General features: G+C 67.8%; 23 protein-coding genes and 1 tRNA gene. 12 read left to right on the forward strand and 12 right to left on the reverse strand.

Features of this window, described 5'->3' with window-relative positions:
* The first annotated feature begins 211 nt into the window (after positions 1–211).
* The 3 genes from C507_RS0110185 to C507_RS0110195 all read left to right on the forward strand — a co-directional run bounded on the left by C507_RS0110185 (position 212) and on the right by C507_RS0110195 (position 2,401).
* Positions 212–1,120, forward strand: coding sequence for a LysR family transcriptional regulator (locus C507_RS0110185; RefSeq protein ID WP_018699592.1), 909 nt, complete (start codon positions 212–214; stop codon positions 1,118–1,120).
* A 118-nt stretch (positions 1,121–1,238) separates the two neighbouring features.
* A complete protein-coding gene (locus C507_RS0110190) occupies positions 1,239–1,862 on the forward strand; it encodes a TetR/AcrR family transcriptional regulator (RefSeq protein WP_018699593.1) in 624 nt (207 codons plus the stop codon).
* Positions 1,863–1,918: 56 nt separating this feature from the next.
* The gene (locus C507_RS0110195; RefSeq protein WP_018699594.1) at positions 1,919–2,401 is read left to right on the forward strand and encodes a VOC family protein; all 483 of its coding nucleotides are present in this window, start codon (positions 1,919–1,921) and stop codon (positions 2,399–2,401) included.
* A 14-nt stretch (positions 2,402–2,415) separates the two neighbouring features.
* Here the strand turns inward: C507_RS0110195 and C507_RS0110200 are convergent, their stop codons facing one another.
* From C507_RS0110200 to C507_RS0110210, 3 genes are read right to left on the reverse strand one after another with little or no spacing between them, the layout of a single operon-like run.
* Positions 2,416–3,147 (reverse strand): hypothetical protein, encoded by a 732-nt coding sequence (locus tag C507_RS0110200; RefSeq protein WP_018699595.1) that lies wholly within the window; start codon positions 3,145–3,147, stop codon positions 2,416–2,418.
* Positions 3,144–3,875 (reverse strand): hypothetical protein, encoded by a 732-nt coding sequence (locus C507_RS0110205; RefSeq protein ID WP_018699596.1) that lies wholly within the window; start codon positions 3,873–3,875, stop codon positions 3,144–3,146. The genes C507_RS0110200 and C507_RS0110205 overlap by 4 nt, the downstream gene beginning before the upstream one ends.
* Entirely contained in the window at positions 3,872–4,804 is a 933-nt protein-coding gene (locus C507_RS0110210) for an ABC transporter ATP-binding protein (RefSeq protein ID WP_018699597.1), read from the reverse strand. Before C507_RS0110210 ends, C507_RS0110205 begins: the two co-directional genes overlap by 4 nt.
* A gap of 109 nt (positions 4,805–4,913) precedes the next feature.
* On the opposite strand from C507_RS0110210, the gene C507_RS0110215 reads away from it, so the two are divergent.
* The 3 genes from C507_RS0110215 to infA all read left to right on the forward strand — a co-directional run bounded on the left by C507_RS0110215 (position 4,914) and on the right by infA (position 7,712).
* Positions 4,914–5,603, forward strand: a complete 690-nt coding sequence (locus C507_RS0110215; protein WP_018699598.1) for a TetR/AcrR family transcriptional regulator — start codon at positions 4,914–4,916, stop codon at positions 5,601–5,603.
* Between the two features lie 308 nt (positions 5,604–5,911).
* Positions 5,912–7,435 (forward strand): DEAD/DEAH box helicase, encoded by a 1,524-nt coding sequence (locus C507_RS0110220; RefSeq protein WP_018699599.1) that lies wholly within the window; start codon positions 5,912–5,914, stop codon positions 7,433–7,435.
* A 10-nt stretch (positions 7,436–7,445) separates the two neighbouring features.
* A complete protein-coding gene (gene infA / locus C507_RS0110225) occupies positions 7,446–7,712 on the forward strand; it encodes a translation initiation factor IF-1 (RefSeq protein WP_018699600.1) in 267 nt (88 codons plus the stop codon).
* A gap of 104 nt (positions 7,713–7,816) precedes the next feature.
* On the opposite strand, the gene C507_RS0110230 is transcribed toward infA, so the two are convergent.
* Positions 7,817–9,025: a TIGR03032 family protein gene (locus tag C507_RS0110230; RefSeq protein WP_018699601.1), complete on the reverse strand. Its 1,209-nt coding sequence runs from the start codon at positions 9,023–9,025 to the stop codon at positions 7,817–7,819.
* Between the two features lie 108 nt (positions 9,026–9,133).
* The gene (locus C507_RS23355) at positions 9,134–15,961 is read right to left on the reverse strand and encodes an autotransporter outer membrane beta-barrel domain-containing protein (protein ID WP_018699602.1); all 6,828 of its coding nucleotides are present in this window, start codon (positions 15,959–15,961) and stop codon (positions 9,134–9,136) included.
* Between the two features lie 593 nt (positions 15,962–16,554).
* Here C507_RS23355 and C507_RS22385 point away from each other — a divergent pair.
* On the forward strand, positions 16,555–17,382 hold the full coding sequence (locus C507_RS22385; RefSeq protein ID WP_018699603.1) for an alpha/beta hydrolase: 828 nt from the start codon (positions 16,555–16,557) through the stop codon (positions 17,380–17,382).
* 33 nt (positions 17,383–17,415) lie between these two features.
* Here the strand turns inward: C507_RS22385 and C507_RS23445 are convergent, their stop codons facing one another.
* From C507_RS23445 to C507_RS0110265, 6 genes are all read right to left on the reverse strand, one after another.
* Entirely contained in the window at positions 17,416–17,916 is a 501-nt protein-coding gene (locus C507_RS23445; protein WP_245559667.1) for a zinc-binding dehydrogenase, read from the reverse strand.
* On the reverse strand, positions 17,847–18,392 hold the full coding sequence (locus C507_RS23450; protein ID WP_245559674.1) for an alcohol dehydrogenase catalytic domain-containing protein: 546 nt from the start codon (positions 18,390–18,392) through the stop codon (positions 17,847–17,849). The genes C507_RS23445 and C507_RS23450 overlap by 70 nt, the downstream gene beginning before the upstream one ends.
* Before the next feature lie 259 nt (positions 18,393–18,651).
* Entirely contained in the window at positions 18,652–19,086 is a 435-nt protein-coding gene (locus tag C507_RS22755; protein ID WP_083923456.1) for an autotransporter domain-containing protein, read from the reverse strand.
* A gap of 94 nt (positions 19,087–19,180) precedes the next feature.
* Entirely contained in the window at positions 19,181–19,708 is a 528-nt protein-coding gene (locus C507_RS0110255; RefSeq protein WP_018699605.1) for a redoxin domain-containing protein, read from the reverse strand.
* Positions 19,705–19,938 (reverse strand): hexameric tyrosine-coordinated heme protein, encoded by a 234-nt coding sequence (locus C507_RS0110260; RefSeq protein ID WP_018699606.1) that lies wholly within the window; start codon positions 19,936–19,938, stop codon positions 19,705–19,707. The genes C507_RS0110255 and C507_RS0110260 overlap by 4 nt, the downstream gene beginning before the upstream one ends.
* Positions 19,939–19,992: 54 nt before the next feature.
* Positions 19,993–20,742 carry a hypothetical protein gene (locus C507_RS0110265; protein ID WP_018699607.1) on the reverse strand — a complete coding sequence of 250 codons (750 nt, stop codon included), beginning with the start codon at positions 20,740–20,742 and terminating at the stop codon, positions 19,993–19,995.
* A 73-nt stretch (positions 20,743–20,815) separates the two neighbouring features.
* Between C507_RS0110265 and C507_RS0110270 the strand changes: the two genes are divergently transcribed.
* Together C507_RS0110270 and C507_RS0110275 are read left to right on the forward strand one after the other, a co-directional pair.
* Positions 20,816–21,358, forward strand: coding sequence for a MarR family winged helix-turn-helix transcriptional regulator (locus C507_RS0110270; protein ID WP_018699608.1), 543 nt, complete (start codon positions 20,816–20,818; stop codon positions 21,356–21,358).
* On the forward strand, positions 21,355–22,035 hold the full coding sequence (locus C507_RS0110275; RefSeq protein WP_018699609.1) for an MOSC domain-containing protein: 681 nt from the start codon (positions 21,355–21,357) through the stop codon (positions 22,033–22,035). Before C507_RS0110270 ends, C507_RS0110275 begins: the two co-directional genes overlap by 4 nt.
* 194 nt (positions 22,036–22,229) lie before the next feature.
* On the opposite strand, the gene C507_RS0110280 is transcribed toward C507_RS0110275, so the two are convergent.
* A tRNA-Ser gene (locus C507_RS0110280) sits at positions 22,230–22,319 on the reverse strand.
* 623 nt (positions 22,320–22,942) lie between these two features.
* Here C507_RS0110280 and rplU point away from each other — a divergent pair.
* From rplU to C507_RS21005, 3 genes are all read left to right on the forward strand, one after another.
* Positions 22,943–23,266, forward strand: coding sequence for a 50S ribosomal protein L21 (rplU, locus tag C507_RS0110285; RefSeq protein WP_018699610.1), 324 nt, complete (start codon positions 22,943–22,945; stop codon positions 23,264–23,266).
* A gap of 64 nt (positions 23,267–23,330) precedes the next feature.
* Positions 23,331–23,600 carry a 50S ribosomal protein L27 gene (gene rpmA, locus C507_RS0110290; protein ID WP_018699611.1) on the forward strand — a complete coding sequence of 90 codons (270 nt, stop codon included), beginning with the start codon at positions 23,331–23,333 and terminating at the stop codon, positions 23,598–23,600.
* A gap of 119 nt (positions 23,601–23,719) precedes the next feature.
* Positions 23,720–24,289, forward strand: a complete 570-nt coding sequence (locus C507_RS21005; RefSeq protein ID WP_018699612.1) for a GNAT family N-acetyltransferase — start codon at positions 23,720–23,722, stop codon at positions 24,287–24,289.
* The last annotated feature ends 29 nt before the right edge of the window (positions 24,290–24,318 follow it).

Here is a 24,318-nt window from a genome sequence, read left to right on the forward strand (position 1 = left end):
GGGCAGGCGGCCTGCGGATCCTGATCTCGATCGGCCCCGGCGCGGCGCGTAGCGGATGCGGGCGGCGCGGGCACGGGAGCCGGCCGGCGCTGGGCCGGCTGCGAAAGGGACCTTAGACGCTTTCCAAAGCCAACAGGAAATATATTATTCCTGCGCAACTCGGTCGTTTTCGATATGAGTAAGCCTGCCGGCCGATGCGGGACTCAAGCCCATGAATTTGCGCCAGCTTCGCCAGTTCCTCGCCGTCGCCGACGAGCTGCATTTCGGCCGCGCGGCGGAGCGGCTCGGCATGACCCAGCCGCCGCTCAGCCAGTCGATCCAGGCGCTGGAGGAGGAGCTGGGGGTGCGGCTGTTCGCCCGCACCAAGCGCTCGGTGGCGCTGACCACGGTGGGGGCGGAATGGCGGGCGCATGCGCGCCGGCTGGTGGCGGAGGCCGATGCGCTGCCGGACGTGGCGCGCAGGCTGGCGCGCGGCCAGCTCGGCCAGCTCAGGCTGGCGTTCGTGTCGACGGCCGACTACTCGATCCTGCCGCTCATCGTGGCGCGCTTCAAGGCGGCCTATCCGGAGGTGGAGGTGGCGCTGCAGGAGGCGACGTCGGACCTGCAGATCGAGGCGCTGCTGGCCGGCAGCCTCGACGCCGGGCTGATCATCCCGCAGGCCGGGCTGCACGTGAGCCTCGACTACCTGCCGCTGGTGCGCGAGCCGCTGGTGGCGGCGGTGCCGGAGGCGTGGATCGCGGACGGCCGAGTGACGCCGGGGCGCGGCGGCACGCTCGATCTCGACGACGTGCTCGACGAGCCGCTGATCCTGTTTCCCCGCCGCATCGCGCCGGATTTCCACGACATCGTCACGGGGGCCTACGCGGTGCGGGGCGCCGCGCCGCAGATCTTCCAGGAAGCGATCCAGATGCAGACCATCGTGGCGCTCGTCGCGGTGGGGCTGGGGCTGGCGCTGGTGCCGCAGTCGTTGACGGACCTGGGACGGTCCGGCGTGCGCTACCTGCGGCTTTCCGGCGCGGCGCCGGAGGTGGAGACCGGGCTCGTCTGGCGCAAGGGCGAGGCGCTGCCGACGGTGGCGCACCTGGTCGAGATGGCCGGCGATCTGGCGCGGGAGGGCTGACGGCCGCCGTCCCGTCGGGACGCACGCTCCCCTGTTCCATGTGCGCGATCGATCCTTGATCCATACCGACTGGTCGGTATAGAAAGATACCAACCAATCGGTATGGAGCGGGCGAACGATGCCACGACAGACGGAGTCCCGGGCAAGACTGCTGGATGCGGCGCTGATTGTGTTCCGCACAAGGGGCTACACCGCCACCCGCGTCGAGGACGTGTGTGCCGAGGCGGGCGTGACCAAGGGCAGCTTCTTTCACCACTTCAAGACCAAGGAAGAGCTGGCGGTCGCCGCCGCGGAGCGCTTTTCCGAGCATGCCGATACGCTGTTTGCCGGTGCGCCCTACCGGGCCGTCGCCGACCCGCGCGAAAGGCTGCTGGGCTACGTGGCGCTGCGGCGGGCGTTGCTGGACGGGCCGCTGCCGGAGGTGACCTGCCTGCTCGGAACGCTGGTCCAGGAGACCTACGAGATCCATCCCGCGATCGGCCGGGCGGCCGGCGAACACATCCTCGCCCATGCCGACGAGGTCGGCGCGATGGCGGCGGCCGCCAAGGCGGCCTGTGCGCCGGAGGCCGACTGGTCGGCTGAAGGCCTCGGCAGGCACATCCAGGCGGTGATCCAGGGGGCTTTCATCCTGGCCAAGGCCGGCGGTGGCACGGACGCCGCGAGGGAATGCCTCGACCATTTAGGCCGCTATCTCGAGCTTCTGCTTCCGCCCGTCGAGGAAGGCAGGCAGGCCGCGGCCTGACCGGCCAGACAGAGACCGGGGCCCCAACAGTCCCCGCGCAATCGGAGAAAAGGATCATGGCTTCCGTTCAGACGATCACGCCGTGCCTCTGGTTCGACCGCAACGCGGAGGAGGCTGTCGACTTCTACATGTCCGTCTTCGACGACTCCGAGGTGCTGAGCCTCACCCGCTACGGTGACAGCGGACCCGGCGAACCGGGCTCGGTGATGGTGATGACGTTCCGGCTGGCCGGGCAGGAGTTCATGGCGTTGAACGGCGGACCGATGTTCCACTTCACCGAGGCGCTCTCGCTCTCGGTTCGCTGTGCCGACCAGGCCGAGGTCGACCACTATTGGACGCGGCTTTCCGACGGCGGCGAAGAGGGGCCCTGCGGCTGGCTGAAGGACCGGTTCGGCCTGTCGTGGCAGATCGTGCCGGCGGCGGTGGGCGACATGCTGTCGAGCGGCAACGCAGCTGCGGTCGGCCGGTTCATGGCGGCGATGATGCAGATGAAGAAGCTCGACATCGCGACGCTGGAGGCCGCCTTCCACGGCGCGTGACACCGCCCTCGGGCTCAGGCCGGCGCAAGCAGGCGCCGGTTTCGGTGCAGGCGGGCAGCAGCGGCGAGCAGAAGAGCCGCGAAAGCCAGCCCTCCGGCCGACCAGGCAAGTCCGGCGGCGACGTTGCCGTCCACGAAGGCGAGAATGCCGGCCACTGACCAGGTGGAGGGCACGAGGAAGAAGAGGGTCGCATACCAGGCTTCGTGCGGCACGAAGAGATAGACCACGGCGATCTGGGTCAGGAGGTTGAGGATCTTGAAGAGCCCCATCGCCTGGACCTTATCGCGGGCGAGCGCCGGGATGGCGAGCGTTGCGGTGGGCGTGGCGAGGGCGAGGCCAGCGACAGGCAGGAGCCATTGCCAGACCGGCAGATTGACCATTCCGATGACAAGCACCATGACGAGCCCGTAGGCGAAGACGAAGAAGCTGCCGGCCACGGTGCGCAGGAGCAGCGGTGCGGCGCGGGGCAGGGGCGTCACCGACAGCGCCCGGTCCACCCCGGCGTCGACCTCGTCGACCAGCAGCATGGCGAAGACGTAGCCGAAGCCGGGCATGTAGCCGAGCAGTAGCACGATCTGGATCGGCAGCCACCAGGCCTCGAACAGGCCGGCGGCGCGCACCCAGGCCGCCACGCCGACCAGCACGATCATTAGCGCCAGGATGTTCCGCATCACCGCGTCGCGGGCGATGGTCCGCAGGTCGTGGCGGGCGAGCGCGGCGAGACCGGGGAGGGCGGAGCCTGTCATTCCGTGCCCCGCGCGACATTGGTGGCGACGAGGCGGACGGACCAGACGGCGAGTGCGGCCGTCATGACCGTCAGGACGACGAAGGCGTAGACCGCTTCCCCCGGGGTCACCTGCGCCGGATCGGCCGCCCAGAGGAGCGCGAGAAGCATCGGGTAGCCGGGATTCCAGCCGAAGCCGATCCAGGCCCACGGGCCGTCGACGACACCGAAATGCGGCAGGAAGGAGAGGTAGAGGACGAGCGAGAGCGGGAAGGCGCGGGCGATGAAGTGGTTCATGGAACGCGCGGTGGCCACCAGGACGACGCCGATTGCCACGCCGAAGGCCCCGGTGACGGTGAGGGCGGCGGCGAACCGAACGGCCCTGGCGGAAGACAGCGGCCAGTAAGCCACCGCGGCAAGCACCAGCCCGCCGGCCACGGTGAGGAGGGTCAGGGTGATCATCTTCGCGGCGACATAGTCGGCAGTACGGGCCGGGGAGACAGCGAGGGCTGCGAGCGTGTTCTGGCTGCGGTCCATCAGGATCGCGGCCGCCACGAAGCCGGTGCCCACCACAGCCGGATCGAGGAACAGGATCGCGGTCACGACCGTATCGGGCGCGGCGTCGGGCAAGAGCGCGAGGATCGTGGCAAAGGCGAGCGTCGTGATCGCGGTGAAGACGTAGATGCCCGCGCGCGCCTGGACACGCATCTCCCAGGCAAGCAGCGTCGGCAGCATCCGGACTGCGGTCATTGCTCGGCCTCCAGGTGCACGCCGGTCACTTCCCGGAAAACCCGGTCGAGGCTCGCCTCCTGGCTGTGGATGCGCTCGACGCGGGCGGAGCGCAGGAGTTCCAGGAAACGGGCATCGTTGCCCAGACCGTCCAGCGGGAAGGTTTCGCGGGAAAGGCCGCTTGGACCGTTGAACGTGACGGTCACCGTCCGCCGGCCGTAGCGGGCCTTGAGTGCCTCGGGCGCGTCAGTAGTCGCCAGCCGTCCGTCCAGCATGAAGGCGACGCGGTCGCAGAGCTCGTCCACGTCGCTCATGTTGTGGGTGGTCAAAACGATCGTGGTGCCCGCGGCGCGCAGCTCGCGGATGATCTGCTTCACGATGCCGGCATTGACGGGATCGAGCCCGGCAGTCGGCTCGTCGAGGAACAGGATCCGGGGGGCGTGCTGGATGGCGCGCACAAAATTGAGCCGCATCCGCATTCCCTTGGAGAAGGTTTCCACCTTGCGGTCGGCGGCGTCCGTCAGGCCGACACGCTCCAGAAGCTCAGCGGTCGGGCGGCAGGGGCGAGCATAGAGCGAAGCGAAGAAGGCGAGGTTCTCCGCGGCGGTGAAGCGGAGATAGTGGTTCGGCAGCTCGAAGCCGACGCCGATCTCCTCGAAATAGGCGCGATCCCAGTCGCCCAGCGGGCGCCCGAGTACCGATGCGTTGCCCTCGTAGCCAGCAAGCTGTTTGGTCAGGATCCGCTGGAGGGTCGTCTTGCCGGCGCCCGAGGGGCCCAGCAGGCCGAAGATCTCACCTGGCTGAATGGTGAGCGATACGGCCTCGACGGCGGGTTTCGCGGAGCCCGGATAGGCATAGGTGAGGGTCCGGACATCGATGGCCGGGTCCGGATCCTGCGTCTGGTCCCTGCCGTGGAGCGTGGCACCGGTCGCCGTCTCGCCGAGTGTCATGGGGCGCGCCTTGTCCGTGTTCAGGCTGGCCGATAGGGTCTTTACCGACCGACGGTCACTATACCGACCGCCGGTCGGTCTGTAAATTGAGTGAAGAGAGATCGCTTCGATGCCGCGCGTGGTCAAACACCCGGATGCCCGTAGAGCCGAACTGCTCGACTGCGCGCAGACGCTGTTCTTCGACCGCGGCTACGAAGCGACGTCGGTGGCCGATATTATTGCGGCGGCTGGCGTCTCCAAGGGTGGCTTCTACCATCACTTCGCCGCCAAGGAGGACGTGCTCACGGCCCTTGCGGAGCGGTTGGCACGGGAAGCGGCAGAGAAGGCGCGTCCGGTACTGGCCGATACCTCGCGCGATGCACTGACGCGCTTCAATGCCTTCCTCGGCGAAGCGCGTGCGATGAAGCGCGAGCAGGCGCCGGAGCTGCTTGCCGCCTTCCGAACCCTGTTCCGGCCCGAGAATCTGGTGCTCTACCAGCGCATCCACACCGCCCAGATCGCGGTGCTGAAGCCGCTCGTGGCCGACCTTCTGCGCGACGGCACACGCGAGGGCACGTTTCGCGTGGCCGATCCGGAGGCGACAGCGGAGATCCTGCTGCACCTTGGCGCTTCGAGCCGCGATGCGGTGGCGGACGCGATCAGCGCTGCGGCAACGCCGGACGCCGCGCCTGCGGCAGAACGACTGGAGGCGCGGCTGGTCGCGCTGGGCGTGGCGACAGACCGGATTCTCGGCCTTCCGGACGGAAGCGTCACGATGGTCGAACCGGGATTTGCGGCCGCACTCCTGATCCCGAGGTGACCGGCACGCGTGTGCCAAATACATGCGACCCATTGCATTTTGCAGTGCAATCGTCCATATAGCCGTCCAAGCACGCGTGGACGGGGCGTCAAGCTCCGAGGCTGCTTCTCCCATATGATATTCGCTGAGTGCCCGGCACGCGGGGTCCTCGCGACCTCGCCAGAGCGAGTCGCCGTCCGGATGGATGGCCTCGGTCTGATTTCCGATGCGATCGACCGCCGCCGCTGAGCCATGAGGGCCAGGGCCGGGATTGATCCCGGGGGTCGCGCTTTGCTTGCGTGTCTCCCGTCACTCTTCGAAAGAGACCTTTGACACAGTTTTCCGATCTCGGCCTTCACCAGCCGATCCTCGCAGCGCTCGAAGCCGAGCGCCACGTTACCCCGACGCCGATCCAGGCGCAGGCCATTCCGCCGGTCATGGAAGGCCGTGACCTTCTCGGCATCGCCCAGACCGGAACCGGCAAGACCGCGGCCTTCGCGCTGCCGATCCTCCACTATCTCGCAACCACCAAGAAGTCCGTCCGCGGCCGCGGCGCGCGGGTCCTCGTGCTGTCGCCGACGCGCGAACTGTGCGGCCAGATCCAGGACCGCTTCGAGGCCTATGGCTCGAAGATGCCGCTGCGGACCGCCCTGGTCATCGGCGGCGTGTCCATCGGCCGCCAGAAGCGCGACGTCGAGCGCGGTGTCGACGTGGTCATCGCCACGCCGGGCCGGCTTCTCGACCTGGTCGAGCAGCGCGCCCTCTACCTGAGCGAAGTGGAAGTCCTCGTCCTCGACGAGGCCGACCAGATGCTCGACATGGGCTTTATTCACTCCATCAAGCAGATCGTCGCCAAGCTGCCGAAGGAGCGCCAGAACCTGTTCTTCTCGGCGACCATGCCGCAGGCGATCGCGCAGTTCGCGAACAACATCCTGACCGATCCGGTCGAGGTCGCGGTGACCCCGGTCGCCAAGACCGCGGACCGCGTCGACCAGGAGGTGATGTTCGTCAATCCGGCGAAGAAGACCGACGCACTGGTCCATGTCCTGAAGAAGGACGAGGTCAAGCACGCGCTGGTCTTCACGCGCACCAAGCACGGCGCCGACAAGGTCGTGAAGAACCTCGTCCGGATGGGCGTTCCCTCCGAGGCGATCCACGGCAACAAGTCGCAGAACCAGCGCGACCGGACGCTGACGGCGTTCCGCAAGGGCTCCATCCGGGTGCTGGTCGCCACCGACATCGCGGCGCGCGGCATCGACGTGGAGGCAATCAGCCACGTCGTGAACTATGATCTGCCGCACGTGCCGGAAACGTATGTCCATCGTATCGGCCGCACCGCGCGCGCCGGTGCCGACGGCAGCGCCATCACCATCTGTTCGCCCGAGGACCGCAGCCTGCTGCGTCAGATCGAGCGGCTGATCAAGCAGAAGGTGCCGGTCGTTGCCGCGCCGGAAGGCCTGGCTGCTCCGGAAGGCGCGGGCGAAGGCGACGCTGCTCCTTCGGGTCGCAACGGCAAGGGCCGTGGCCAGCGCTCCGGCAATGGCGGCGGTCGTGGGGCCGGTGGCCGCACCGGTGGCAACCGCTCCGAAGGCGGTCGTCAAGACGGCGGTCGCGCGGAAGCCAAGCCGAACGGCGAGCACCAGCGCGGTCCGCGCCGTCACGACGACGACGGGTCGGCCCCGCAGCGTCGCGGCGGCAATCGGCCGGCGGGCAAGGGCAAGCCCCAGGGGCGCAAACGCCAGGACGCCGGCGCTTCGGGCGTCGGCGATGTGAACTTCATGCAACCGAAGCGCCCGGCGCGCGGTCGGCCTCACCGGTCGTCCGCCGCACCCGCCGCTTCCCAGAACAGGTAGAGGAACGAGTATGGCGAAGGAAGATCTGATCGAGTTCGAGGGCGTCGTGACCGAAGTGCTCCCGGACGGAAATTTTCGCGTGAAGCTGGATAACGACCACCAGATCCTGGCCTACTCGGCCGGACGCATGAAGAAGCACCGGATCCGGACGCTCGCCGGCGACCGCGTGACGGTGGAGATGACCCCCTACGATCTCGACAAGGGGCGCATCACCTTCCGCCACAAGACGGAAGGCTCCGGCCCGACCGGCCAGCGCCGCACCTTCCGCCGGCATTGATTGCGGACAGGGACGCAGGCTTCGCGTTCCGCGTCCCACCAAAAAAGGCGCTCCGGGGAAACCCGGGGCGCCTTTCTCGTTGAGGGGACCGGTCGCGGGGGCGTTCAGCCGGGAACGTGCCAGCCGCGTTCGGAGAGGGGGCGGTCGGGCGCCTCGATGGTGATGAAGCTGGCGAGGTCCGGGCCGAAGGTCGGCAGGGCCATCGGGCAGCGCACGCCGGGCAACACGCGCACGTCGAAGAGTTCGCGGATGCCGCCTTCCAGCCTCAGCCACTCGACGATGTCGCCGGTGCGCTGGTTGACGATCTGGATGCCGCACCAGGCGTCGCCGCCGCGCTTCTCCAGCTCCTCCTGAAGGGGGAGGCCGGAGAAGACGCCCTCGTGGCGGGCGAGCGACAGGCCGACCACCGCATGGCCGGCGTGGAAGGAGAGGCCGCGCAGGAAGCCCGGGCAGAACGCGACGCGCTCGCGCGATCCGCTCTCGCGATCGATGCGGGTGAGATAGCCGTTGCCGGAATCCAGCACCCACAGCGCGCCGTCGTGGATGCGCGGCGAATGCGGCATCGACAGCCCGTCGGCGACGATCTTGTCGGTCTCCACGTCCACCACCACGCCGCCGTCGCGGCGATGGTTGCGCCAGCCGTCGACGATGTCGGTGGTCGAGACCGAGGTGACGTAGCGCGGCACGCCGTTTTCCATCGCCAGCCCGTTGAGGTGGCAGCGGTCCTCCGGCGCGAGCTTGGAAATGTAGGGCGGCCGCCACACCGGCTTGAAGGAATGCACGACGCTGTCGGTGGCGAGGCAGGAATATTTGGTGTTCACGAACAGGAGCCGGCCGGCCGTGTCGATGCCGAGCTCGTGCACGTCGAGGTCGGAGACGGTCTGGCCGCGGCGCGGCACGTAGAGCCGGTCGTGGTGCTCGTTGGCGCGTTCGTTGGGCGCCAGCACGTTCTCGAAGCGCCAGATCTGGGCGAGACCGGCCAGGAGCAGGCGCTGGCTGTCGCCGATCAGCCCCATGGCGCGGACGAAGTTGCGCTGGTGGATCGACAGCGCGCCGTTCGGCAGCACGCCCACCAGGAAGAGCTGGCCGGTCTGATAGGACGTGAAGGCAAGCGAGCAGTTGTGCATTGCCAGCCACTGCGGGAAGCCGCGCGAACAGCTGATGTTGGTCTGCAGCTGCTGCGCATCCTGCTGCGCGCCGGGCGCGTCGGCCGCGGCTTGCGGGGAGGCTTCAGCCGGGGCGGCGTCGGTCGGTACCGCTCCGCCTGAAGGATCGCCCTCGGTCTGCGGCGCGTCTGGCTTGGTATCGCTCATGTCATGCTCGATCGGTTCGCAAGCGCCGGGCGCAGCGTGGATGCGGGACGCAACGGCGGGCAGGGGAGGCGCGAGCGCCGGACCCGGCGCGGCTTTCCCGTCGGTCTATCAGAACCGGTAGCCGAAGCGCAGCGACCCGCCGTGCGACTGGTAGCCGTCGGCGAAGGACCCGTCATATTGCAGCTTGAGCTGCATGCCGTGCACCTTCTGCAGGTCGACACCTGCCGACACCCGACCGACCACGTCGGCGATGGGCATGGCCGTGGTGAACTGCTCCATGTTGGTGACGCCGGCAAGCCGGGCAGTGGATTCCCACGTGTCATCCGACATGAACGATACGCCGACGCCGGCGAAGAGGCGCGCGGGCAGATCATCGGACAGGTCGTAGCGCCGGCCGAACTCGACGCCCGGCGTGACGCCGAACAGGGTCGCGGTGGCGTCGTCGACAATGAGGTTCAGCGCGCCAGCGCCGCTCTCGCGGTAGCCTTCCTGGTGGATGGTGATGACGTCCAGATCCACCCGGGGCTGCAGGTAGAAGCGCTCGTCGAAGGTGAACTCGTAGGATGCCCGTGCCCGGCCGAAGAAGGTGGCGGTCTTCGGCTCCGCCTCGGCCACCGCGGACAGCGGTCCCAGCGTCATGTAGCGCGATGAATCGCTCCACGTGTAGCCGGCGCCGCCCACGAGCGCGAACAGCCAGGGGCCGACCTCCTTCTTCAGCGCGCCGGCGGCGGTGAAGGCGCTGGAGCGAACCTTTTCCGTGCCCGCGTCGTTGCGCAGCCAGGAGTCCTCATAGGTGAGGCTGCCGCCCAGGAACCAGCCGTCGCCGAGCGCCTTCTGACCGCCCGTCTGGATGCCGCTGGTCTCATCCTTGTAGCCGGTGGAATTGCTCGTCGCGTCCTGAGTGGCGCGGCCGCCGAGGAAGCGGCCCCAGACGCATTCGCCCTCGTCCATGACCGCTCCGGTGGTGAAGGCTGGGCAGGAGAGCACACTGTTGGCCGCCGTGATCGCCTTGTTGGACGATCCGGCGGGGCCGGCGACGGTGGTCTCGGAGGCCACCTCCCGCAACATGGTTTCGAGTGTCTCCGGCGTGGCCGCGTGGAAGGCGGCGAAGGCGTTGGCGATGGAGATCTCGTCGCGCGAATAGCGGATGGGCTGGGCCGAGCCGTCCTCGATCTTGTCCCAGGCGCTCTGCAGGCCCTTGCTGACGCCCGTCGCGTTGCGGCCGAGCGCCACGCCGGTGTTGGCGAAGGTGGCGCTCTGGACCTCGAAGCCCTTCCAACCGGCCGACGAGGTGGTCACGTCGGTGAAGTCGAAGACGAGCGAGGACAGCACGGTCAGATCGGACGTGTCGGTGCCCAGCACCTTGATCAGGTCGGTGCGGGTGTTGGGCAGCAGCGCCTCGGGATCGAGCATGGCGCCCCAGGTGCCGGCGAAGTCGCCGCGCACGATGAGCTGGTCCGCCTCGCCATATTCCATGTCGAGGTCGACGCCGGTGAGGAGGCCGCCGCGGCTGGACGTTTCGTCGCGCCAGATCCTGCGCTCGATGCCGGAATAGTAGTGGGCCGCCGCGAACGCCTGCTTCAGGCCGGCGGCGTTCACGTCGATGGCGCTGCCGCTGCCGCTTGTGCCCAGGCCGAGGAGATCGCCGGTGACCTGGGTCTGCAGGAAGCGGTCGGTTCCGCCAATGTTGATCGAACCGGCGTTGAGAACGGTGTCGAGGTCGGCGATGGCACCGGTGACGAAGGTGCCGGTGCCCTGGTTGAGGAACATTGCCTGGCCGGTGGCCGGTACGGCGCTCAGGCGGACGGCACCGTCGGCCGCTGATGAGGCCGTGTTCGTGGCGGCGTAGTCCTTCGACCAGGTCTCCTTTCCGGCGACCGACTTGACGACGTTGCCGCTGACGGTCCCGGAGTTGTCGAGCTTCACCGACCCGTCGCTGTCCACTGCCGCGAAGATGGCACCGCCGGTGCCGGACGAGGTGGACGAGCCGGCGACGGAGCCGCCGGACCCGACCGTGACATTCACGTAGGTGTCCTGGGTCTGGCCCCAGATCGCCCAGGCATTGTCGGCCTTGGTGGCGACGGAGCCGTTGACGGTCACCGCAACCCCCGCCTCGCTGTTCTCGCCGTTGCGGTGGAGGGAGCCGGCGTAGGTCTTGCCGTTCTTCTCGAAGATGCCGCCCGATCCAGCCACCGACTGCGCGACGATGCCGTGGGCATAGTTGCCGGTGGTGGAGATCGAGGCGTTGGAATCGACCGTGACAGTCACCACGCTGGAATGCCGGCCGTCGCCCTTGTCGTAGGTGTAGTTGGATTCCGACGCGACATAGTAGGTGGTCAGCGGGGCGTTGAGGTCGGCAAAGACGCCGCCGCCGCCGCCGATCGACTGGGCGAGCACGCCGATGCCGCCATCGCCGGTGGTAACGATGGACGATCCGTCCTGCAACGCGACCGTGACTGCGTAGCCGGCGCCCCGCGACTGCTCGGAAACGAACGACACGCTCTTGATGCTGGTTTCCGACGCGGTCAGGAAACCGCCACCCGCACCAATCGACTGGGCAACGATACCGACCGCTCGTTCACCCTTGGTGGATACCGTGCCGGAGTGGTCGATGCTGACAGTGCCGCCGTCGAGCGAAGTAGTGTCCTTCGGGTCGGAATCGGTGCCGATCGAGGAGATCGTGATCAGATCGGACAGGCTGTCGTCGTTGACTGCACTGCCCGTGCCCAGCGAGACGTCGCCCAGACCACCACCACCGCCGATCGACTGGGCGATGATGCCCATGGCGCGGCTGTCCGTGGTCGAGATGACAACGCCGGAACCGGTGCTGACCTTGACCGCGCCGCCGGTGTTGGCGCTGGAATCGCTCCCGGTGCCGCCGAAACTCAGATCGATATCGCTCATGGCGAACCCGGTCGAGATACCGGTGCCGCCGCCGCCGCCGATCGACTGCGCCACAATGCCGTGCGAGGCGAAGCCCTTGGTGTAGATGCTATTGGCGTAGACGCTGACGGACCCGCCCGAGCCGCCGGTGCCGCCGGAGGCGCCGATGGTGATGGTGGCGGCGTTCACCGTCAGCTTGCTGAAATCCGGGACGTCGTTGTCGTCTCCCGCATCGGTGCTCGACGACTGGGCGACGGCACCGCCGCCGCCACCGATGGACTGCGCCAGGATGCCGGGCGAGAAGGCGGAGTAGGTGTAGGTCTTGCCCGCGGCGATGGACGCGGTCGGCGACATCTTGCCGACGAGAACGGTGCCGCCGTCACCGCCGGAGCCGCCGGAGCCACCAGTCTGTCCGGTCAGCTGCGTGGTGAGCGAGACGGAACGCTTCTCCTTGCCGAACTTCTTCTCGAATTCCTTTTCGTGGCTGACCGAGGAGGTGCCGGAACCGCCGATGCCGCCACCGCCGCCGATCGACTGGGCGATGAGGCCATGCGACCAGTCGCCCTGCGTCTTGATGGTACCAGCGTTCCAGGCATAGACGCTGCCGCCATCCCCGCCGTCGCCGCCGGCCCCGCCGACACCGACGCTGAGGGTGGTTCCCGCGTCGAGGTCGCCGCTGCCGCCGCCGGCCGAGCCGCCGCCACCACCGATCGAGTGCACCACGAGGCCGCGCGATCCGGTGCCGCTGGTGCTGACCATGCCCGAACCGGCAACGCCGCCGGTGGCGGTGCCGCCATGGCCGCCCTTGCCGCCGCTGCCGCCGAGGGTGAAGGCCGTGGCGACCGAGGTGCCGCCGCCGTAGGTCGCGGCTTCCGACTCGCCCGTCCCGCCCTGACCGCCGCCGCCGCCGATAGACTGCACGAGGATGCCGTCGGAGAACTGGCCCGTGGTCGTGATCGCCCCGTAGGAATGGGCGAACGCGGTCTGGCCGTCGCCGCCGTCGCCGCCGGAGCCGCCGAGCGACACGTCGAGCTTGATGGAGATGTTCTTGGGCTCCGGCTTCTTGCCGTCACCCCCGTCATCGCCGCCACCGCTGCTGGCGGACGATTTGGCATTCTCGCCTCCGCCGGAATCGTCGCCGCCGGATTCGTCGTCGTTGTCGTCGCCGCCTTCCTCCTTCTCGAAGAACTCCGCCAGGGTGACCGACGCGGACGAGGCACTGGAGTCGCCGCCGGCACCGCCGCCGCCGCCGATCGACTGAACGTGCAGACCGATGGACCCGGCGCCGCTGGTGGTCACCGAAGAATCGGTGTGGGTGATTGCCTTGGCCTCGCCGCCGCTGCCGCCGCTTCCGCCGGATCCGCCATGGGCGATCGATATCGTGGCGGAAAACTCCGTTCCGGTTTCGCTGACCGGAACACTGATGCCAAGCGCCTTCGACGTGGCGCCGCCACCGGCGCCACCGCCACCACCGATCGACTGGACCAGAATGCCGGCCGAATCGTATCCTTTGGTGGCGATCGCTCCGTCATGTTTGACGTAGGCGGTGCCGCCATCGCCGCCATCGCCGCCGTTGCCGCCGGTGGCGATGGCGAAATCGAACAACAGCCCGTCGGAGCTTGACTTGGCAGCGCCGCCGGTGCCGCCGCCGCCGCCAATCGACTGGGCGTGCGCGCCGATGGCGTTGATGCCGCCGGTGGAAATCGTCGTGCCGGAGCTGGTGTAGATTTTGCTCGTACCGCCGTCGCCACCCGCGCCGCCGGTGCCGCCGGTGGCCTCAGAGAAGAACAGGCCCCAGGAGCTTGCCTTGCCGCCCTGGCCGCCGCCGCCACCGACGGACTGCGCGACGATGCCGGCGGCGTAGTCGCCGGAGAGGGTGATGTCGGCCTGGCTGTTGACGGTGACGTCGCCGCCGGTGCCGCCCGGACCACCGGCCCCGCCGACCGCCTTGAACAGGCCGTCGGAGTTGCGGCCCGTGCCGCCGCCGCCGCCGATGGACTGGGCGACGATGCCGTGCGCCTCCGACCCGTAAGTCTTGAGCGCGCCGGCATTGGTGACTGTCACCGTGCCGCCGTTGGATCCCGTGCCGGAGGTGCTCTGGGAGCTGTAGCCGCCGCCGATCACCCCGTAGGCGCCCAGGCCGGTGTTGACGCCGCCACCACCGCCAACGGACTGCGCCAGGATGGCGATGCCGCCGCCGAGCTTCGGGTTGCCGCCTCCCGACCTGCTGGTGCTCGCAGCGGTGCCGGAGGCGTAGCCGCCATAGGTGGTGATGGCGCCGTAGTTCTTCACCGTCACCGAGGCGCCATCGGCGCTGCCGGAATAGCCGCCGACCTGCTGCGTGGCGCCGCTGTCGAGGGAGCCGTTGCCGTTCCGGGAAAGGGCGGTCGTCGAGGCGAGCAGCCCGCCGCCACCGCCCAGCGACTGGGCGACGATGCCGTGGGCGTCCACGCCGTGCACGGCGATCGCGCCATGGTTGGTCACGGAGACCGCGTCGCTGCCCACCGAGTTGTCGTTCTGGTCGCCCCAGACCACGGCCTTGCCGCTGGTGTTGGTCAGGATGCCGTAGCCCGCGGCCGCGGCCGCCGACTGGGCGACGATGCCGTGGGCGCGGTCGCCCTCGGTGGTGATGGCGAAGTCGTTGGTGACGTTGACGGTGCCGCCCTTGCCGGCCTTGCCGTAGGAGCTGTCGTAGAAGGTGGACTGGCCGGCGCCGCCGAGCGACTGGGCCACGATGCCGCTGGAGCCGTCTCCGGACGTGGAGATGCTGCCGCCACCGCCCAGGGTGACGTTCGCGGCGCCCGCGTCGCCGCCGACATAGGTGTTGGAATAGTACCCGGACTTGCTGGCGCCACCGGCGCTCTGGGCGATGACGCCGGGCGAGGAGGCGCCCTTGGTGGTGATCTTGGCGTCGGAGGTCGCGGTGACGGTGACGGTCACGGCGCCGCCGGTGCCGCCGGTGTAGTAGTTAGTGTAGTCGCCTCCGTCGGCGACCGTGGAAATGCCCTGGCCGCCGACGCTCATGGCGGCGATGGCCGCGCCGGACGCGCGCGCGGGGCTGTCCGTCCCGATCTTGCCGGACGCGGTGGTGGCGATGGTTCCCGCGAACGGGGTGTCCGACGAGCCCACCGTGACGGTCGAGGATCCCGCGTTGCCGCCGGCGCCGCCTTTCAGCGAATACTCGGTGCGCAGCAGCGTGTTGTCCGCGAAGCCGCTCTTCGCCCGGGGCGAGTTGCCGCCGTAGGACGCGGCGAGGATCGCCGGGCCGCTGCTCGTCGCGGAGACCGATCCGTAGGCGGTGACGGAGGCATTGCCGCCGGAGCCCGCCTGCGCGTTGAAATAGTAGCCGTAGACGGGGCCGCTGGAGCGGCCGCCCTGGCTGATGGCGACGATGCCGGAACTCGACCCGGTGACGTCTCCCGTCGTGACGATGGTGACATCGCCGCCATTGCCGCCCCGGTAGGCCGAGCGGCCGTCGCCGGCCTGGGACAGCGCATAGATGCCGCCGCCGACGGTGCTGGTCAGCGTGCCGGAGTTGGTAATGGAGATTGCGCCCGCATTGCCGCCGCTGCCGATGACGCCGCCATTGGCGTCCTTGTTCCAGTTGCGGCTGCCGCGCGAGACCACGGCCAGCGCGTTGGACTGGGTCTTGGCGAGGTCGCTGAGATTGGACGTCGAGGTGCCCGGCGCCAGGATCAGCGCCGTGTCGGCGGATGCCGTAACGTCGATATCCGCCGTGTTGGTCACGGTGATGTTCAGGCCAGGCTGGCCCGATCCCGACCCGTAGTAGTTCTTGTAGTAGCCCGTGGCGGAATCGTAGACGCCGTAAGGGGGCGGGTCCTTGTAGAACATGTACGCCCCGCCGTAGGCGTACTGCGGCGAGGTGATCGTGGTGCTCGACGACACCGTGCAGGTGAACGTCGTCTTGGAAATCGTATCGCTCGGGGGCGCGGCGGAGCTACCGCCGGACAGGACGTAGCTCGAGACCGACGGGGAACACGACACCGACTGGGCATAGGCGCGCGAATAGATCGGCATCGGAATGCCGGCCATTGTTCCCGCAAGCGCCGTCGACTGGAAGAGCAGAGAGGACGCGACCCGGCGGATGCGGCTTGCGGCGCGAGGCCTTGCGGACTGGGCCTTGACCCTCTCAGCGCGGTCCGGTTTCCGTTTTCCGCGCGACACACCAGACCCCATTTGCCCACTCCAGCCACGATCGGGGCAAGCGGTCCCCAGCCCAGAAAGCCGGGCAGGCCACTGCGTCCGATCGCCAATCCGCCGCGCCGTTTTGTTTCGCCGCCGTGTTCGCGTCCGGAAGCGTCAGCCCTTCCGTCCGGGATCTCGGTTCGATGACGATGCGCGGCGCAAGAATACCCACCAGGCTCCATGTGGCCCGGATTGTCCGGCAGATACAAGCATTTATCGACAACCCCATGACGGGTCTGCCGATGCCGCGGATAGAGGTGCGTCCCCACGACGCGCCGGCGCGGCGGGGTATGGCGGGATGGCCGCTCCTCCCCATCTTGTCCTGAATGACATCTGCGGCGGGGCCCCGCTGGGCAGCCTCGTCATGCAACCGGAATGGCAACGCTATGATCAGGCTATTCGGCGCGGGACTGGCGCTTCTATGTGTGGGAACCGGTGCCATGGCGGATACCGTTCGCGACATCTCCTATGGGCCCCGCGAGCGCAACCGGCTCGACCTCGTCGTGCCCGAGGGGATGACGGGCCCGCCGCTCGTCGTTTTCGTCCACGGAGGGCGATGGTTCCGAAACGACCGCACGCAGGTCGAGCTTTACGATCGGGTGGACGCCCTCACCAGCGCGGGCATGGCGGTCGCGACCATCGACTACACGTACAGCACCCAACAGGCGTGGCCGGCCCAGCTGGAGGATCTCCGGGCCGCCTTTTCGTTTCTGCGCGAGAACGCCGATACCTATGGCTACAATGCCGATCGAATTGCCGTCTGGGGGCAATCGTCCGGCGCGCACCTGGCGCTCTGGGCCGCCTACGAGCAGGCTGGCAATCCGGACACGGCGCTTGATGCGCTCGTGTCCTGGTACGCGCCATCCGACCTCTTCAACCTGGCTGCAGACCGGCAGCGTGACGACGTGCCCGACCGGCCGCTCCCGGGCGGCGAGCGACCGCCGGAAGACATCCTCATCAATGCGGTCGCTGCCGAGGATCGGCAGGCGGCGGATGCCGCGAGCCCGCTGGCCTTCTTGGAACGGCTTGACCCGGACACGCCGCTGCCTGCGACCCTGTTGATGCATGGGACCGTAGACGCGGTGGTGTCGCCGCTTCAGACCGCGCGCCTGCACGAGCACCTGGCTGGACGGCCGGGCACCGGCCTCCTGGAGGTGCGTCTTGTCGAGGGTGCTGGGCACGGCGGTGAGCTGTTCGGTGCCACCGTGCCCGACGTGGTCGCGTTCCTTGCGGACGCCCTGGGCGCGACGCCGCCCGCGGCAGAGTAGGGCGGCGGCGAGAGGGGCCGGTCCGGCCCCGGGTCAGACGTCGATGACCACCTTGCCGATCGCCTGGCCACTGGTGAGCCGGGCGTAGGCGGCCCCGGCGTCCTCCAGACCGAAGGCCTGGTCGTCGACAAGCGGCTTGAGGGAACCGGCGTCCACCAGGTGGGCCAGCTTCGCCAGGATCGCGCCATGCTCGGCGCGTCCGACGTCGTGCAGCATCGGGATCAGCATGAACACGACATGCAGCGACAGGCCTTTCAGATGGGCCGGTGCCAGGTCGAGCTCGAGCAGCGTGACGGTGGTGGCGACGTGAGCGTTGAGGGCAGCGGCGGCGAACGAGTTGGTCAGGTTGGCGCCGCCCACCGTGTCGAAGACCACGTCAAAGCCGGCGCCGCCGGTGTGGCGGGCGACATAGTCGTCGATGGTCTCTTCACGGAAATCGATGGCCGTGGCGCCGAAGCCCTCGATCACCGAGATCTGCGCGGCGCCGGTTCCGGTGGCGAAGACGTCGGCACCGAAGGCCCTGGCCAGTTGCACGGCGACGTGGCCGACGCCGCCCGCGCCCCCTGGATCAGGACCTTCTTGTCCGTCGTCACGCCGGCGCGGGTCAGGCCCTCGAAGGCGGTGATGCCGACCAGCGGGAGGGCGGCAGCCTCGCGCATGGTGAGGCTCTTCGGCTTGTGGGCGATGAGGCGGGCGTCGGCGACGATGGAATCGGCCAGCGCGCCCTGCAGGTCGGCGAGGCCACCGGCGCAGCCGTAGACTTCGTCGCCGATCGCGAACCCGGTGACCCCGTCACCGACCGCGGTGACCGTGCCGGCGAAGTCCATGCCGAGCACCGCCGGAAGGTCCGGAGCCAGCGGCAGGTCCTTGCCCATCGACCGGATCATCGTATCGATGGTGTTCACGCTTGTCGCGGCAATCCCCACCACCACGTGGCCGGCCTGGACCTGCGGATCGGGCAGGTCTGCCGGCCGGAAGAGGGCGGTCTCGCCATAGGCTTCGAGGGTCATCGCTTTCACGGGAGGAATCCGTTGGGGTGTCTGTTGTCCCCAACCTAAAGCCTCTCTCGGCGGCTATAAACGCGGATCAGCCGAGTTCATTATTCCCGTTCTGGCTATAATCGCGCCCATCTCCGTCGGCGCCGCAGACCGGTCAGGCCCGTGGCGCCGGAGCACGACGCCCCGTCAGACCTGGGCGTAGCCGCCCCGCAACTCGGGCAAGAGCGGACCGGCTAGAACCGGAAGCTGAGCCGGCCCGAGACACCATGGTTCAGGAAGTCGTCGTTGCCCGAGTCTGATACTCGAAGCGCATGGCGAGACTCCGTGTCGAGATCAGCTCCGCGCCCAGGGTGCCACGCCCATAGAATTCGTTGCCGTCAAAGACGTTGGCGTGGCCGGCATCTCCGGCCGCCATTCCCTCGAACGTGACATCCCGAGACCAGTCGTTGTCGTTCCAGTAGGTCAGTCCAGCCCGGGCGTAGGCGCGCAGGACACCGATTCCCAGGTCGATCCGCCGGCCGATCTCCAGGCTGGGGCTGAACGCCACCTGGGCATCGCCTTGGCTGTCATAATGCAGGTTCCAGATGCCCGCGCCGCTTTCGTTGAAGGCCGGCGCATGCGTGTAGGCGGCGACGATGTCGATGATCGGCTTGGCGTAGAACGGGCCGAAGTCGCTGTAGTGGGTGAAGCGGATCCGGCCGGCCAGCGCGTCTCTGGGCCTGGTTGATCGGCATCTCCATCACCACGCCGGCCGGGCCACCGTGTCCTCCGGAGCGCCGGTTTGCGTCTCTCCACCGCGTTCAGGCGATACACCCGGTTCCGTCACACGGGTTCGAGCCGGGGTCGGGGTGAGATGGCGGCGCGGCCAGTATGAGGGACATGATTCCAGCACCCAGTCTGAGAGGGCTGATCTCGCCAAAATGATGAGCCGCAAGGACCCCCTTTCGATCCACGATCAACAAGGACGGGGTGCCTCGCAAGGCGAAGCGCTCCATGGTGACGGGCAGGGTTGCGTCGCCCGGCCGGTCAACGCCCACCGGGAAACCAATCCGATACTCGTGCAGGAAGGCTTCGAGCGATACCGGCGTCATCGCAGCGTGGTGTTCGAAGACGGTATGCAAGCCGATCACAGCGACGTCGTCGCGCGAGAACTGGTCGTGGACCTGTTGTGCGAGCGGCAATCCATGTGCAACGCATCCTGGGCAGAGCATCTGGAACGCCTCTATCACGACGACCTTGCCGCGCAGGTCGCCGAGCGAGATGGGATTCGGCGCGTTGAACCACTGATCCACGGTCCAGTCGGGCAGCATCCTATGCCGTTCGCTCATCGGTCTCTCCAGTAGTTGTTGGCCGCCGCGACTGTCTGAAAGTGGGTCGCGACGACCGAGGAGACCGCAATGAGCGCACCGGCGTCCTTTTCGTACACGGTGCGCAGATCTTCGCGGATTGTTGGATCTGCTTGAGTCATCTTGACGGCGACACGCGCCAGTTTCACCGCGAGGGCGTAGCCATCTTGCGGCGTGTCCGTAAGCAGGGTTGGCAGCCAGGTTCCGGCCATATCGGTCTCCGATACGTCAACGGCACGCCGCGCGAACGCGACGCGCCTGCGGGATCAGTCGAGGATGCCAGGCAGGCTGAGATCGCCTGAAGCGATATCGAAAACATCCGTCACGCAAAGAAGCGGTGCGTGGATGTTCGCATTCACCCGCAGCGCTGAGGTGACGCCGTCATAGGTGGCTCCACTGACCGCGTCCGGATCGGCGAAGGGCACCGTGATGGAGACTTCCGGTCCGTCGAACAGGGGCGTGTAGCCCGGGCTGTCGATGAAGATCGGCAGGCCTGGCCATGTTGCGGGCATGGCGGGCGTTGCACCCTCAGGGATGTCCCTGACGCCGAGCGCACCGTCACCGCAGGCTTCGGTCGGTGTCAGAACCACCCAGTGGCTGTGCCACGAGAGCCCGTCATTTGCCGGATCGCCATCGTTGTTTTCGTCGAAGAGCGGGGTGTCGTCAAAATCCGGGTGGCTGGTCGCTGCCAGAGCCAGGATGCCGCTGCCGCCTTCGAAGCCGACGGTCGCGGGGTCGAGCGAGGTGGGCCAGACATAGGAGAACACCGGCGCGCCGCCGAGCGTCCCGATCGGCTCTGGTTGTTCTGCACCGGCGACGCCGTTTGTCGTCATGTGGAATGTCACGAGACGCCCGTCGCGATGGGCATGGGCGGCGAGAATGTCGAATGCGGCGGTTCTGGGACCGTCGGCCTCCGAAACAATGGCCCCGTCTGTGTGGATGGCGTGATTTTCGCCGGCGAAAGCGCCGCTGACGAGAGCCAGGACACAAGCGGACGTCAGACAAATTCGGAACATGATGGCCTCCTGATAGCGAGTCGATATCTTCTAGGCCATTGCACGCTTGGTGTCGAGTCGATACTAATATTGTATGACGCATGCCGCTCACATTCGCGCACTCATCAACCGCCTGTCCCGCCTGGATGCTTCGGAGACGTGGGGGGACGACCTGAACCCGGCGCAGATTTCGGCCCTCGAGTATCTGTTGCGCGCGAACCGGTTCTCGCGTGCGCCCTCGCACGTCGCGGAGTATCTCGGCACAACGCGCGGAACGATGTCGCAAACGCTCAAGGCATTGATGCGGAAGGGCTATGTGTCTGAAACCAGATCCGATGCGGACAGGAGATCAATCCGGTACGATCTCACCGTTGCGGGGCAGGCCGTGGCGGGCCGCACGGCCGCGCTGGTCGAGGCCATCGAAACCCTGCCCTTTGAGCGGCAGGCGGAACTTTCCGAAGCCCTCTCGACGGTCCTGACATCCCGCCTGGCAGCGAGGGGCGGACGCGCATTCGGGCTGTGTTGCGGCTGCGCGTATCATCGCAGGACGGAAGACAGTGCATTCTGCGCGTTGCTTTCGCTGCCCCTTTCGCTCGAAGAGGGCGACCAAATCTGTCACGAACAGGTTGCGGCATGACGATCCAAATCACCGTTGAAGGCGTGTTCGTTGGGGGCGTCGAAGACCGCTGGGCCGGGAAGCCACCCTCTGCGATCAGAAAGCGGCTGCTTTCGCGGGCGGTCTCGCTCACGGAAAACGGTCTCGACGGAGACGCGCAGGCCGACCTCAGGGTGCACGGCGGACCGGACAAGGCCCTTCATCATTATCCGGGCGAGCATTATGCCGCTTGGGGTGTCGAACTGGCCCGCGACGATCTCGTCCCCGGCGGGTTCGGCGAGAACGTCTCGACCATCGGTCTGACGGAGGACACGGTCTGCATCGGCGACGTGTTCAAGCTGGGAACGGCAACGGTGCAGATCAGCCAGGGGCGCCAACCCTGCTGGAAGCTCAATGCCCACACGGGCGACGACCGGATGGCTTGGCGTTTTCAGGCATCGGGACGGACGGGGTGGTATTACAGGGTGCTCGCACCAGGAGAGGTCGGTGTCGGGGATAATCTCACGCTGATCGAAAGGCCTTGTCCGGACTGGAGCGTCGCGCGCGTCACCGCGGCGCGGCTTCGGCGCGAGGTCTCGGTGGCAGAGGCGGCAGAGTTGGCCGGCATGGCGCAACTGGCAGAGGGCTGGCGCGCGGCCTTTGCACGGATGGCAGGGGGCGAGCGGCATGAAGACACCACGAAACGGCTGAAAGGTTAGGGCGATGAGCCGCCCGAACCGCTGCCGGCTCCGCCGTTGCTGCGGTGGGCTCCCGATGGTCGGGATGGATTGTCCCGGTGCGCGATGCGTTGCACGCCGCCCGCCGAAGGTTGTTCGGGGTTCCAGGGAGAGGGGGCAGGTTGAGGGGGCTTAACGCGCCGTTTCGCGCGTTTGCAGGCCGTTCGACGGAACGATGGCGGAGAGGGAGGGATTCGAACCCTCGGAACGCTTGCGCGCTCAACGGTTTTCGAGACCGCCCCGTTCGACCACTCCGGCACCTCTCCGCGAAGCCCTGGCTGACTGTGATCGTCCAGCGGGCGCGGACCATAACGACAGACCTGTCGGTCGACAAGGCCGTCGCGGGGCGAATTTTCAAAGCCGCTGTGGACGCGTCCGTGAACGCCCGTTTCGCGCCATCCAGGAGCTGGGGCCGCCCTGGCCTGCGGCGACCGGATGGCAGGGACGGCCGCGCGACAAGCGCTCGGCTCGTCACGCCACCGCGCAGCGTTCGGCCTCTTCGCCAAGTTCCGCCGGGCCTGGCCGGATCAGGGAATCGGTTGAGCCGCGTTCGACGGGAATCGCTTGTGCGAGAGGGAGCTGCACGCCTGTCTCGGGCGCCTCAGCGGCGCCGGCAGCCCGGAGCGGGCAGGGGGCGCAACGCGGTTTCCCGGCCGGTGCCCTTGTTTTGGCCCCTTTTGCACCCGATCTCGCGTTGACAGCGAGGGCTTGCCGGCTATATTGCACGCCCTTCGGCAAAGGTTTGGATTGGATGGGGCCTGTCCCCGTGTTCAGGCGCTGCGCTTGCAGCGGCCAGACGATCGGGACCGGCCTTTCGAGCGGTCGCTTCTTACCGGGGCGACGCATTTCGCAGACGAACAGAGTTTCAGAAGAACTGGTCGATAAGACGATGTTTGCAGTGATCAAGACCGGCGGGAAGCAGTACAAGGTCGCCGCCGGCGACCAAATCGAGGTTGAGAAGCTCGACGGCGATGCCGGCGCGACGCTCACCTTCGACAGCGTGCTGATGGTTTCCGGCGACGACGGCCTTAAGGTTGGCGCGCCGCTGATCGAGGGTGCGAGCGTGGCGGGCGAGATCGTCGGCCAGAAGCGCACCCGCAAGATCATCATCTTCAAGAAGCGCCGCCGGAAGAGCTCCCGGCGCCGCAACGGTCACCGTCAGCCGCTGACGGTCGTCCGTATCACCGACATCAACCTCGGCGCCGCCGCGTAAGCGCTGCTGAAATCGAGGTTCGGGCGCTGCGGCGCCGGCAACGAGTAGAGAGAAGGTCGAAGCCATGGCTCATAAGAAGGCAGGCGGTTCCTCCCGCAACGGTCGCGACACGATCGGCCGTCGTCTCGGCGTCAAGAAGTATGGCGGCGAGCACGTGATCCCGGGCAACATCATCATCCGTCAGCGTGGGACCAAATGGCACCCGGGCGTGAATGTCGGCATGGGCAAGGACCATACGCTGTTCGCGCTCGTCGAGGGTCAGGTCACGTTCCAGGCAATCGCCAACGGTCGCACGGCCGTCAACGTGGTCCCGGCACCGGAGACCGCCAGCTAACCCGGCCTGAGGGCGACCCTCGCGCCGGTGTCCCGTGACCCGGCCAGCGAGGCAAAGTTGACGCGAAGGGGAGACGGGACGACCGCCTCCCCTTTGTCGTTTCAACGCGAGTGCGCCCGATGGAACCGTGTGTCGACGCCTGGTCCGAAAGCCTCCCCCTGTTGACCCCGCGGCTGGCGCTGCAGCCGGTCGGCGAGGCCGATGTTTCGGCGCTCGCAACGCTGGGCAACGATTTCGAGATCGCCAAGCACACGGCCCGCATGCCGCACCCGCTCACGGAGGCGGCGGTGGCCAACTGGCTCGGGTCGCACGGGCCGAACAAAACGGCCCTGAAAGTCTGCCGGCGCAGCGATGGAGAGATCCTCGGCCAGATCGGCATCACACGGACGGAAGCGGACCGTGGCGATCTCGGCTACTGGATCGGGCGCGATTACTGGGGCGAGGGGATCGCCACGGAAGCGGCCCAGGCCATTCTCGACTTCGCGTTCGCCGAACTGGCCATGGACGAGGTCGAGGCGTCGTGCCGGGTGACCAATCCCGGCTCGCGCCGGGTCATCGAGAAGTGTGGCTTTCAGCCGCGAGGCCACGGGCTGATGCACTCCGTCGCGGTCGGCGGTACGGTGCCCATCGAGCGCTACGGGCTTGACCGCAAGACCTGGCGGTCGTTGAAGACTTGGGCGCATGCATGAGGACGGTCCCTCCGTGCGCCCGCGACACG

The sequence above is a fragment of the Amorphus coralli DSM 19760 genome, assembly GCF_000374525.1.
GTDB classification, from domain to species: domain Bacteria; phylum Pseudomonadota; class Alphaproteobacteria; order Rhizobiales; family Amorphaceae; genus Amorphus; species Amorphus coralli.

What these genes read in the sequence shown, in the direction of transcription:
- rplU (WP_018699610.1), top strand. Translation starts at nt 22,943, where the DNA reads ATGTTTGCAGTGATCAAGACCGGCGGGAAGCAGTACAAGGTCGCCGCC.
- C507_RS0110185 (WP_018699592.1), top strand. Translation starts at nt 212, where the DNA reads ATGAATTTGCGCCAGCTTCGCCAGTTCCTCGCCGTCGCCGACGAGCTG.
- infA (WP_018699600.1), top strand. Translation starts at nt 7,446, where the DNA reads ATGGCGAAGGAAGATCTGATCGAGTTCGAGGGCGTCGTGACCGAAGTG.
- C507_RS0110210 (WP_018699597.1), bottom strand. Translation starts at nt 4,804, where the DNA reads ATGACACTCGGCGAGACGGCGACCGGTGCCACGCTCCACGGCAGGGAC.
- rpmA (WP_018699611.1), top strand. Translation starts at nt 23,331, where the DNA reads ATGGCTCATAAGAAGGCAGGCGGTTCCTCCCGCAACGGTCGCGACACG.
- C507_RS0110195 (WP_018699594.1), top strand. Translation starts at nt 1,919, where the DNA reads ATGGCTTCCGTTCAGACGATCACGCCGTGCCTCTGGTTCGACCGCAAC.
- C507_RS21005 (WP_018699612.1), top strand. Translation starts at nt 23,720, where the DNA reads ATGGAACCGTGTGTCGACGCCTGGTCCGAAAGCCTCCCCCTGTTGACC.
- C507_RS0110260 (WP_018699606.1), bottom strand. Translation starts at nt 19,938, where the DNA reads ATGGCCGGAACCTGGCTGCCAACCCTGCTTACGGACACGCCGCAAGAT.
- C507_RS0110255 (WP_018699605.1), bottom strand. Translation starts at nt 19,708, where the DNA reads ATGAGCGAACGGCATAGGATGCTGCCCGACTGGACCGTGGATCAGTGG.
- C507_RS0110230 (WP_018699601.1), bottom strand. Translation starts at nt 9,025, where the DNA reads ATGAGCGATACCAAGCCAGACGCGCCGCAGACCGAGGGCGATCCTTCA.
- C507_RS22385 (WP_018699603.1), top strand. Translation starts at nt 16,555, where the DNA reads ATGGCGGATACCGTTCGCGACATCTCCTATGGGCCCCGCGAGCGCAAC.
- C507_RS0110270 (WP_018699608.1), top strand. Translation starts at nt 20,816, where the DNA reads ATGACGCATGCCGCTCACATTCGCGCACTCATCAACCGCCTGTCCCGC.
- C507_RS23355 (WP_018699602.1), bottom strand. Translation starts at nt 15,961, where the DNA reads ATGGCCGGCATTCCGATGCCGATCTATTCGCGCGCCTATGCCCAGTCG.
- C507_RS0110275 (WP_018699609.1), top strand. Translation starts at nt 21,355, where the DNA reads ATGACGATCCAAATCACCGTTGAAGGCGTGTTCGTTGGGGGCGTCGAA.
- C507_RS0110200 (WP_018699595.1), bottom strand. Translation starts at nt 3,147, where the DNA reads ATGACAGGCTCCGCCCTCCCCGGTCTCGCCGCGCTCGCCCGCCACGAC.
- C507_RS23450 (WP_245559674.1), bottom strand. Translation starts at nt 18,392, where the DNA reads ATGACCCTCGAAGCCTATGGCGAGACCGCCCTCTTCCGGCCGGCAGAC.
- C507_RS0110205 (WP_018699596.1), bottom strand. Translation starts at nt 3,875, where the DNA reads ATGACCGCAGTCCGGATGCTGCCGACGCTGCTTGCCTGGGAGATGCGT.
- C507_RS0110215 (WP_018699598.1), top strand. Translation starts at nt 4,914, where the DNA reads ATGCCGCGCGTGGTCAAACACCCGGATGCCCGTAGAGCCGAACTGCTC.
- C507_RS0110190 (WP_018699593.1), top strand. Translation starts at nt 1,239, where the DNA reads ATGCCACGACAGACGGAGTCCCGGGCAAGACTGCTGGATGCGGCGCTG.
- C507_RS0110265 (WP_018699607.1), bottom strand. Translation starts at nt 20,742, where the DNA reads ATGTTCCGAATTTGTCTGACGTCCGCTTGTGTCCTGGCTCTCGTCAGC.